Annotated in this window: 6 protein-coding genes; all 6 read right to left on the reverse strand. The window is 76.6% G+C overall.

Going from position 1 to position 9,770, the window contains the following annotated elements; translation table 11 throughout:
* Positions 1-58: 58 nt before the first annotated feature.
* The 6 genes from ACFWP2_RS06215 to ACFWP2_RS06240 all read right to left on the reverse strand — a co-directional run bounded on the left by ACFWP2_RS06215 (position 59) and on the right by ACFWP2_RS06240 (position 9,268).
* Positions 59-919 carry a GNAT family N-acetyltransferase gene (locus ACFWP2_RS06215; RefSeq protein WP_380448833.1) on the reverse strand — a complete coding sequence of 287 codons (861 nt, stop codon included), beginning with the start codon at positions 917-919 and terminating at the stop codon, positions 59-61.
* A gap of 120 nt (positions 920-1,039) precedes the next feature.
* The gene (locus tag ACFWP2_RS06220; RefSeq protein WP_380448836.1) at positions 1,040-3,082 is read right to left on the reverse strand and encodes a thioredoxin domain-containing protein; all 2,043 of its coding nucleotides are present in this window, start codon (positions 3,080-3,082) and stop codon (positions 1,040-1,042) included.
* Between the two features lie 40 nt (positions 3,083-3,122).
* On the reverse strand, positions 3,123-3,953 hold the full coding sequence (locus ACFWP2_RS06225) for an ABC transporter ATP-binding protein (protein WP_380448838.1): 831 nt from the start codon (positions 3,951-3,953) through the stop codon (positions 3,123-3,125).
* Positions 3,950-6,076, reverse strand: a complete 2,127-nt coding sequence (locus tag ACFWP2_RS06230) for a prolyl oligopeptidase family serine peptidase (protein WP_380448841.1) — start codon at positions 6,074-6,076, stop codon at positions 3,950-3,952. Before ACFWP2_RS06230 ends, ACFWP2_RS06225 begins: the two co-directional genes overlap by 4 nt.
* On the reverse strand, positions 6,069-7,340 hold the full coding sequence (locus ACFWP2_RS06235) for an MFS transporter (RefSeq protein WP_380448843.1): 1,272 nt from the start codon (positions 7,338-7,340) through the stop codon (positions 6,069-6,071). Before ACFWP2_RS06235 ends, ACFWP2_RS06230 begins: the two co-directional genes overlap by 8 nt.
* Complete coding sequence (locus ACFWP2_RS06240) at positions 7,337-9,268, reverse strand: FtsX-like permease family protein (protein WP_380448846.1); 1,932 nt, start codon at positions 9,266-9,268, stop codon at positions 7,337-7,339. Before ACFWP2_RS06240 ends, ACFWP2_RS06235 begins: the two co-directional genes overlap by 4 nt.
* Positions 9,269-9,770: the final 502 nt, after the last annotated feature.

Consider the following 9,770-nt stretch of genomic DNA (forward strand, 5'->3'; position numbering starts at 1 on the left):
GCCTGGGTGGCCGGGTGCCTGGGTGGCCGGGTCGCCCGGGCAGCGACGGGCGACTCCGCTACCGCGGCCGGAAGTCCACGATCAGGCAGTCCGCCACCGGGAGGTAGCCAATCTGCTGGTAGATGGAGTTGCTGGTCGGGTTGGCGAGGTCGGTGTAGAGCAGGACCTCGGTGGCGCCCCGGGCCAGGAGGTGGGCGGAGACAGCGGCGGTGACGGCGGTGCCGTAGCCGCGGCCGCGGCTCTCGGCGGGGGTGTAGACCGGGCCGATGCGGGACATGCCGGCGAGGACCGGGCTGCTGCCGGCCAGGGCGACCGGGCGGCCGTCGTCCTCCCACAGGTGCAGGCAGCCGGCCGCCGTCCGCTCGTCCACCGCCCGCGGGACGTCGGGGATCTCGACCGCCGCCTCGACCAGGAACTCCCCGTACCAGCGGATCGCCAGTTCGCGGTCGGCCGGTTCGGCCAGCCGGTGGCGGCCCGCGGGCGGGCGCGGCGGGTCGGTCAACTCGCCGAGCCGGTAGAGCCGTTCGTCGAAGCGGACGGACTGCTCGGTGCCGGTCGCCGCCGTCCAGGCCCCGGCGAAGGCGCGGACCTCCTCCGTTCCCCCGCCGACCCCGGTCACCGTGGTGAACCCGGCTCCGGCGGCGGCCAGGGCGCCCGCCAGCTCGGCGGCCGCGACCGGCGGCATGAAGGAGAGCCGGGGCTCGAACGGCGGTGTCTGGAGGAAGGCGCCCGCGACCGGGCCGCCCTCCTCGGCCCGCCACCAGCCGAAGACCGGCGGCTCGCCGAACACCGTCAGGCCGGACTCGGCCAGCCGGTGGGTGATGGTGAGCAGGACGGTGTTCTCGGCGGGGCGGGCGGCCAGGAAGGCGCCGGCCTGGTCGCGGAACTCGTCGAGGGAGGTACTGAGGGTCCAGGTCATGGCCCATGGTGGACCCGGCCCGGCCTCCTTCGCCAACCAGGTGTCCGGCCGCCGGGGCGCCCGGCCACCGCGAGGACGCCCCCGGCCTCCGGGGGCGTCCACCGACTGCCGGAGCGCCCGCTACGCGACCGTCGCGCCCAGCTTCCCGGCCAGCGCCGCCGGATCGGTGGTCGGGGCGTCACAGGCGAAGTGCCGGCAGACGTACGCCGCGGGCGCCCCGCCGACCAGCGGCCGGTCGGCCAGCAGCGGCACCTCGGTCTCCCCGGGCGCGCCGACCGCGACCACCGCGCCCGGCGCCGTCCCCAGCAGCGCGGTCCGTCGCAGCGCCGCGGTGGCCGGATCGCCCTCCGGGCCGATCACGGCGACCTCGCGCGGCCCGTCGAGCAGCGCCTCCGCGACGGCCAGCCCCCAGCCGATGAACCGCGGCGCCCGCCCGGCCAGCGCGCCGACCACGCCGAGGGCCCGCTCGGCGGCCGTACGGTGCCGGTCGGAGCCGGTGTACGCGGCGTAGGTGAGCAGGGCACCGGCGGCGGCCGTCCAACCGGACGGGGTGGCGTTGTCGGTCGGGTCCTGGGGGCGGCGGATCAGTTCCTCGGCGTCGTCGGCGGTGTCGTAGAGCGCGCCGGAGGTCTCGTCGGTGAAGTGCTTGAGCACGGTGTCGAGCAGGCCGCCCGCCAGCTGGAGCCAGGAGGACTCGCCGGTGACGGCGTACAGCGCGAGGAAGCCCTCGGCGGTGTCCGCGTAGTCCTCCAGCACGCCCGCGTTGGCACCGGCCCGGCCGTCCCGGGAGGTGCGCAGCAGCCGGCCGTCCGGGGTGAGGTGGACGGCGAGCAGCAGGTCGGCGGCCCGTTCGGCGGCCTCGACCAGGTCGGGGCGGTCCAGCAGCGCGCCGGTCTCGGCGAGCGCGGCGACGGCCAGGCCGTTCCAGGCGGCGACCACCTTGTCGTCCCGGGCCGGGGCGGGCCGGGACGACCGGGCCTCGGCCATCCGCGCCCGGATCGCCTCGTACTCGGCGAAGTCCTCGGGGTCGGCGAGGAATTGGAGCACCGAGGTGCCGTGTTCGAAGGTGCCCTCGGCGGTGACGGTGAACAGCCGGGCGGCGGTGGCCGCGTCGGCGGGGCCGAGCAGGTCGACCAACTGGCCGGGCTCCCACACGTAGTAGGCGCCCTCGGCGGACTGACCGGTCTCCTCGTCGAGGCTGTCGGCGTCCAGCGCGGAGGCGAACGCGCCTTCGGGGGTGCGGAGTTCGCGCAGCAGGAAGTCCGCGGTGGACAGCGCGACCCGGCAGGCGAGGGCCGAACCGGTGGCCCGCCACAGGTGCAGGTAGGCACGCAGCAGCAGGGCGTTGTCGTACAGCATCTTCTCGAAGTGCGGCACCACCCAGCCGGCGTCCACCGCGTACCGGGCGAAGCCGCCGCCGAGCTGGTCGTGGATGCCGCCGCGGGCCATCGCCTCACCGGTGCGGACGGCCATCTCCAGCGCCGCCTCCGAACCGGTCCTGGCGTGGTGTCGCAGCAGGAACTCCAGCACCATGGCCGGCGGGAACTTGGGCGCGCCGCCGAAGCCGCCGCGGTTCTGGTCGAAGCCCCGGCTGAGGGTCACCAGCGCCTGGTGCAGGTCCGCCTCACCGGGCGGGTTGTGGGCGCCGGCGGAGTAGACGGCGGCCCGCTCGGCCAGATCGGCCCGGATCCGCCCGGCGACCTCCCCGACCTCCTCCCGCCGGTCCCGCCAGGCGGCCTCCACACCCTCCAGCACCTGCCGGAAGGACGGCATGCCGTGCCGGGGCTGCGGCGGGAAGTAGGTGCCGAAGTAGAACGGCTCCTTGTCGGGCGTGAGGAACACCGTCATCGGCCACCCGCCCTGCCCGGTCGCCGCCTGCACGGCCTCCATGTACACGGCGTCGACGTCCGGCCGCTCCTCCCGGTCCACCTTGACCGCGACGAACCGCTCGTTGAGGTACTCGGCGAGCCCGGCGTCCTCGAAGCTCTCGTGCGCCATGACGTGGCACCAGTGGCAGGCGGCGTAGCCGACCGACAGCAGGACGGGGACGCCGCGCCGCTGCGCCTCCGCGAAGGCCTCGGGCCCCCAGGGCCACCAGTCGACCGGGTTGTCGGCGTGCTGGAGCAGGTACGGCGAGGTCGCGTCCGCGAGACGGTTCGGCATGCCCCCATCCTCGCGCATCCGGCGGCCGGTGCGCGGCAGGTCAGGCCGGTCCGGACCAGTAACTGATCCCGAGATTGGTGTCGAAGGTGCGCATCCGCCCGAGCACCTGGTCGGGGGTCGGGCCCAGCAGCTCGTCGACGATACGGCCGTCGGCGAGGAAGACGACCCGGTCGGCGTACGAGGCCGCCACCGGGTCGTGGGTGACCATCACGACGGTCTGGCCGAGTTCCCGGACGCACCGGCGCAGCAGGGCGAGGATCTCGGCGGCGGAGCGGGAGTCCAGGTTTCCGGTCGGTTCGTCGGCGAAGACGATCCGCGGCCGGCCGGCCAGCGCCCGGACGCAGGCGACGCGCTGCTGCTGGCCGCCGGAGAGCTGGGCCGGGCGGTGGCCGAGCCGGGCGCCGAGGCCGGCCGCCTCGACCAGGGTGCGCAGCCACTGCCGGTCGGGGGCGCGGCCGGCCAGGGTCAGCGGCAGGGTGATGTTCTCCGACACCGTCAGGGTGGGGATCAGATGGAAGGCCTGGAAGACGAAGCCCACGTGGTCGCGGCGGAGCCTGGTCAGCTGGCCGTCGCTCATCCGGGTGAGGTCCGCGTCGCCGATCCGGGCCGAGCCCGAGGTGCAGGACTCCAGCCCGGCGAGGCACTGGAGCAGGGTGGACTTGCCGGAACCGGACGGGCCCATGATCGCCGCGAACTCCCCCTCCCGGAAGGACACCGAGACCCGCTCCAGCGCCACCACCCGGGCGTCGCCCGACCCGTGCACCTTGGTCAGGTCGACGGCCGCCGCGGCGGCCGGGGCGTGGTGCGCGGCGAAGCGGGGCGGGCCTCCTGGGTGGGTCGGGCCTCCGGGGAGGGAGTGGGGTTCGGTCATCGGTGGTGCTCTCCTCGGCTGGGCACGGGCGAAGGTCGGGACTGGGGACCGGGTGGGTCGGCGGGCGGACCGGCGGGCGGCACCAGGCCGGTGGCGGCGCCCAGCAGGGCGAGGGACCGGACCGCGAGCTCGCGCCCGGCCGCGGCCGGGCGCCCCTGGTGGCCGCCGCTGTCGTGGTGGTCGAGCAGGACCGGCGCGGCCCCGGCGCCGGCCCCGGCGAGCGCCGCGCAGAGCTTCCAGGCGTGCCAGGGCGGCACCCGCGCGTCGTTCGCCCCGGTGGCGAACAGCACCGCCGGGTACGCCGTCCCGGGCACCACCCGGTGGTACGGGGAGTAGTCGAGCAGCGCCCGCAGCGCCTCCGGGTCGGCCGGGTCGCCGTACTCCTCGGTCCAGAGCCGGCCGAGGCCGCCGACCTGGTAGCGGGCCAGATCGGTGAGCGGGGCCGCGCACACCGCGGCGGACAGCAGACCGGGCTCCCGGGTGAGCGCGGCGGCGACCACCAACGCTCCGTTGCTGGCGGCCAGCGCGCCCAGCCCGCCGGCCGGGGCCTCGCCGTGTCCGACCAGCATCGCGGCGGCGGCCCGGAAGTCGTCCACGGTGGTGCTCTTGCCGGGGCCCCGGCCGGCGGCCGCCCAGGCGGGACCGAGTTCGCCGCCGCCGCGGGCGTGCACCCAGGCGATCCGGCCGCCGGCCCGCAGCCAGGCCTCCAGGGCCGGGTCCCAGCTGGGCTCCAGCGGGATGCCGAAGCCCCCGTAGACGGTGAGCAGGGTGGGTGCGGGGCGGCCGTCGGCCTGCGGCCCGGGGTCGCAGACCGTCACCGGGACGGGCGTGCCGTCCTGGCCGACGGCGGTGAGGGTGCGCAGCGCGGCCCGGCGCTCGGGCGGCTCGACCGGGCCGGAGCCGTCCAGGCTCCTGGTCCAGGTGCCGTAGCGAGGGTCGTCGGCGAGCAGCCAGACCGAACCGCCGACCCGTCCGTGCCGGTCGTACGGGGTGGCGCCGAGGCGCAGCCGGGCGGACCAGTGCAGTGCGGTGGCGCCGCCGCCCGGCACCTCGCCCGGTACGCCGTCCGGCACCGCGCCCGCCGCCCGGTGCGGTGCCCCGTCGGGCCGGTGCACGTCGGGCCGGTGCACGTCGAGCCGGTGCACGTCGAGCCGGTGGGTGGTGCCGAGCCGGCGGAGCAGCGCCAGGGCGGGCGTCCGGCCGGGGCCGAGCACCCGCAGGACGGTGACCGGGCCCCCTGACGGTCCGCCGGCGGCGGGCGGCGCGACGACGGCGGGACGGACGGCGGTGCCCCGGGCGAGCCCGTCCAGGTCCAACGCGAGCAGTTCGTCGGCGGCGAGGAAGCAGGCGGTCTCGTTCAGGTCCAGGGCGGTGACCCGCCGGCCGTCGAGGTCGAGCGGCTGCCAGTCGGGCACCGTCGCGCCCGTCCACCGGGTGACCCACCAGCGCACCGGGCCGGACGGCTGCGGGCGGGTGCGCAGCAGCAGGTTCCCGCCGGGCCCGCCGTGGAGGGTGAGCCGGACCGGGCCGGACACCGGCAGGGCGAGCCGACGGGCGGGCCCGTCGACCGGGTGACGGGCCACCAGGGTGTGCTCGGTGCGGGTGCCGGCGGTGTACACCAGCGCCTCGCCGGTGAAGGCGAGGGTCGCGTACGGGGCCGCGTCGGGCAGGTGGCGGGGCCGCTCGCCCGGACCGGTCGGGAGCAGGTGCAGACCGCCGTTCTCCGCGCCGTCCCGGTGCAGTTGGACGGCGACGAACCTGCCCTGCGGCTCGGGCTGCCAGCCGGCGATCCGGTCGCCGCGGCCGAGGACGCCCTCGGTCTGCGTCCGGCGGGTGCCGTCTGGGTGCCGGACGGTCAGGCGGTCGCCGTCCGGGCCGCGTTCGTGGCGGAAGAGCAGGCCGCCGGCCTCGGCCGGCGGGGTGGGCGTCCGGTCGGGGGCCTCCCGTTCCACCTGGTCGAGCAGGGCGGCCCAGGCGGGCTCGTCGGAGCGCTGCGGGCGGACGGACAGCCGGCGCCGCTGCTCGGCGAGCCAGGCCCGGGTGCGCGGGGCGTCCACGTCCTCGAGCCAGCGGTACGGGTCCGCCGGTGCGAGGTAAGCCGCCCGGTGGTCGACGTCAGCCACGGACGGCCTCCGCAGGGTTGTCTTCGCGTCGTTCCGGGGCGCCCCCGGCCCCGGTCGGGCCGGGGGGACCGCCGCCGGGGCGGCCCGCGGTGGCGGCGACCCCGACGGCGGCGAGGAGCGCCACGAGCACCGACGCGCCGGCCACCGTGCCGGTCAGTCCGAAGGCGTGGGCGCACAGGCCCGCCAGGGTCGGCCCGGCCGGCGCGACCAGCTGGGCGAGGAAGCCGATTCCGCTGTGCACCCGGCCCTGCAGGTCCGGCGGGGTCACCTCCATCTGGGTGACCGCGATCAGCACGGTGACCACCGGCCCGGCGGCCGCGGCGAGGGCGAGCGGCAGGACCGCCGCCCAGTGGCCCTGGGCCGCGGTGTAGCCGGGCAGGGCGAGCGCGACCACGACGGTGCCGAGGGCGATGCCCCGGGACGGCGGCAGCCGCCGGGCCAGGGCCGGGGCGAGCAGCGATCCGGCCAGCGCGCCGGTGCCCAGGGCCGCCGTCAGCACCCCGATGTCCACGGCGTCCCCGCCCGAGGCGACCACCACGATCAGCAGGCCGTTGAACACCAGGTTGAGCACGGCCGCGTTGACCACCGCGTACCGCAGGAAGGGCACCCGCCAGATGAACCGGACGCCTTCGGCCAGCGCGGCCCGGACGCCGGGCCCGGCCGGACCGCCCTCGGGGTGCTGCCGCAGCCCCTTCGGCAGCAGCGCCACGCAGCAGACGGCCGCCAGGTAGCTGCCGGCGTCGACGGCGAACACCCAGGACGGGTGGACGGCCAGCAGTGCACCGCCGGTCAGCGGGCCGGCGGTCGCCGCGACGGCCGCCCGGCTCTGCAACAGGCCGACCGCGCGCGGGAGTTGCTCGGGCCGCACGAAGGAGCGCACCACGACGCTCTCGACCGGCGCCAGGGTGCTGCCGACCGCGCCGAGCAGCAGGGCCGCGACCAGCACCGCCCACAGCGGTGGCGCGCCGCCGGAGGCCGACAGGGCCAGCGCGGCCAGCACGACCGCGCCGGCCGCGTTGCCGAGCAGCAGCATCGTCCGCCGCTCGCGGCGGTCGGCGAGGACGCCGGCGGGCAGCCGGGCGAGCAGCACCCCGACCGAGAGCGCCGTGCCGGCCAGTCCGGCCTGCCGGATGTCACCTCCGGCCCGCAGCGCGACCACCGGGAGGGCGATCACCGAGGCCGCCGTCCCCAGGGCCGAGGCGGACTCGCCGCAGTAGAGCAGCCAGAACGACCGCCCCAGCCGCCCGCCGACCGCCGCGCTCACGCCGCCCCCGTCGCGAACTGGCGCCGGATGCCGCGCAGCGGACGGGCCGCCAGCGCCGCCGGGAGGGCCGTGGCGACCAGCACCCCGAACAGGACGCCGACCGTCCACGGCACGTCCAGGGCGGGCAGCCCCTGGCCGACCGCCTGGGCCAGCGGCACCAGGCAGATCCCGGCCGTCACCACCGCCAGGGCCGTCCCGACCAGCGCCGAGGCCAGCACCTCGTACACCACGCAGCGCAGCAGCTGCCCGCGGCCCAGGCCGAGGGCCCGCAGGTGGGCGCGCTGGGACCGGCGGTCCCGCTGGGCGATGGCGCAGGTGTTGGCGACGGCGAGCAGGGCGTAGCCGCCCACCACGGCGACGATCAGCCGGGAAGCCATGTCGTCCTGCACGCTGCGCGGCCGCAGGTGGGCCAGGTGGTCGGCCCGCGTGGCCAGCCGCTGGCCGGGCCGGAGCTCCCAGCCGCCCGGGTCGCCGCTGAGCAGCACCCGGTCGGCGTACGGGGCCGGGGTGTGGGCGAGGGCGAGCTCCGCGGGGAGGACGTACGAGGGGAAGGCCAGGTCGCGCTGGTAGACGGCGACGAGCCGCAGCTGCGCCTGCCGGCCGTCGGCGAGCGTGAAGGTGACGTCCTGGCCGAGCCTCCAGTGGTGCGAGGTGGTCTCGGTGCTGCCGGCGGCGAACGTGCCGGGCACCAACTCGTCCAGCCGGCCCTGCTGTTCGCCGAGGTCCAGGACGCTGCGCAGGGCCGCTCCGTCGGCGCCCCAGGCGCGGGTGGGCTTGGGCTTGTCGTCGAAGAAGCTGGGCGGCGCGGTCACCTCGGTGGCGATCGGCGCGACGGCGGTGCCGCCGGGCAGGCCGGCGGGGCGGGCGGGCAGCCGGCTGCCCGGCTCGGCCGTCACCACCGCGTCGGCCCGCAGCGCCTGTTCGGTCTGCCGCTGCACGGCGGCCCCGATGGTCGCCCCCGAACCGAGCAGGCAGACCACGGTGCCGACGGCCAGCAGGACGGGCACCGCGATCGCGGCCGTCCGGGCGGGCGCGGCCCGCAGCCCGGCGGCGGCGATCCGGCCGGCCTTCCGGTCCAGCAGCCGCAGCAGGACGCAGCAGGGGCCGATGAGCAGCGGCACGAACCAGGGCGCGAGCACCGCGAGCGTGGGGATGACGGACATGGCCAGGGCCAGTACCAGCGCGCCCTGGAGCACCGGCGGCAGGTCCAGCACGAGCATCAGGACCAGGACCGGCCCGCAGAGCAGGAGGGCCATGGCGATGCCCGCCACCAGCCGGCCGGCGTTGCGGCGGGGTGGGGCCAGGGCCAGGGACTCGTCCTTGAGCAGGTCGATCGGCTGGACCCGGCCGGCCGCCAGCACGCCGGCCAGCGCGGCCAGCACCGCGACCGCGCAGGTGCCGAGGCAGGCGCCGATCGCGATCGCCCAGGACTGCCCGGCGGGGGGCAGGCCGACCGCGGCGGGGAACAGCTCGCGCTCGATCAGCATCCGGCGGCCGAAGCCGGCCGCCGGGACCGTCCCGGCCACCGCGGCGGCGAAGGAGGGGACGAGCGCGACCAGCGCGACGTCCGTCGCGACCAGGGCGCGCAGCCGGCCGGCCGTCACCCCGAGGGCGCGCAGCACGGCGAACTGCCCGAGTCGCTGGTTGGTCCAGAGTGCGACCGTCGACCCCGTCACCAGCACCGCCGACATCAGCAGCAGCGTCAGCAGCAGGCCGAGCAGGCTCTGCGCGTCGATGGCCGCCGCTCGGGCCGCCGAACCCTCCGGGTAGGACGGGCCGCTGACCGCCGCGAGCAGCACCAGGCAGGCGCCCACCCCGGTGGCGGTGAGCGCGCAGGCGACCGCGACACCTATGACCCGCCCCGGGTACGCCCGCACCTCGGCGAGGCACAGTCGCAGCCCGCCGAGCGGTCCACGGGGGACGGTCATCGGTTCCGATGCCACGGTCACGGTTATCTCACCCCAAAACGGTAAATAGGATGCAGAGTTGGGGAAGGCCGCATGTGCCGCGGCCTTCCCCCTCTGTCACCCGGTACTGCCGGACCCCGAAGGTCAGCAGCTGAACAGGCTGTACGAGCTGAACGGGGCGTCGACGACGATCTCCTCGTCGAGCTCCTGCAGCGCCAGAATGTCGGCCATCACAATCACCTCCCCCGGCCTTCCCACCAGAACACGGCACCGAAGCACCGGAATCAGCAGTTGAACAGGCTGTACGAGCTGAACGGGGCATCGACGACGATCTCCTCGTCGAGCTCCTGCAGCGCCAGAATGTCGGCCATCACAATCACCTCCCCCCCGCCTTCCCGCCCGAACACGGCACCGAAGCACCGAGATCAGCAGTTGAACAGGCTGTACGAGCTGAACGGGGCATCGACGACGATCTCCTCGTCGAGCTCCTGCAGCGCCAGAATGTCGGCCATCACAATCACCT

It is taken from the genome of Kitasatospora sp. NPDC058444 (assembly GCF_042721415.1).
In the GTDB taxonomy this organism is placed as follows: Bacteria; Actinomycetota; Actinomycetes; order Streptomycetales; family Streptomycetaceae; genus Kitasatospora.

Excerpts from the sequence above, each read along its gene's own strand:
- ACFWP2_RS06215 (WP_380448833.1), bottom strand. The coding sequence starts at position 919 with ATGACCTGGACCCTCAGTACCTCCCTCGACGAGTTCCGCGACCAGGCC.
- ACFWP2_RS06220 (WP_380448836.1), bottom strand. The coding sequence starts at position 3,082 with ATGCCGAACCGTCTCGCGGACGCGACCTCGCCGTACCTGCTCCAGCAC.
- ACFWP2_RS06225 (WP_380448838.1), bottom strand. The coding sequence starts at position 3,953 with ATGACCGAACCCCACTCCCTCCCCGGAGGCCCGACCCACCCAGGAGGC.
- ACFWP2_RS06240 (WP_380448846.1), bottom strand. The coding sequence starts at position 9,268 with ATGACCGTCCCCCGTGGACCGCTCGGCGGGCTGCGACTGTGCCTCGCC.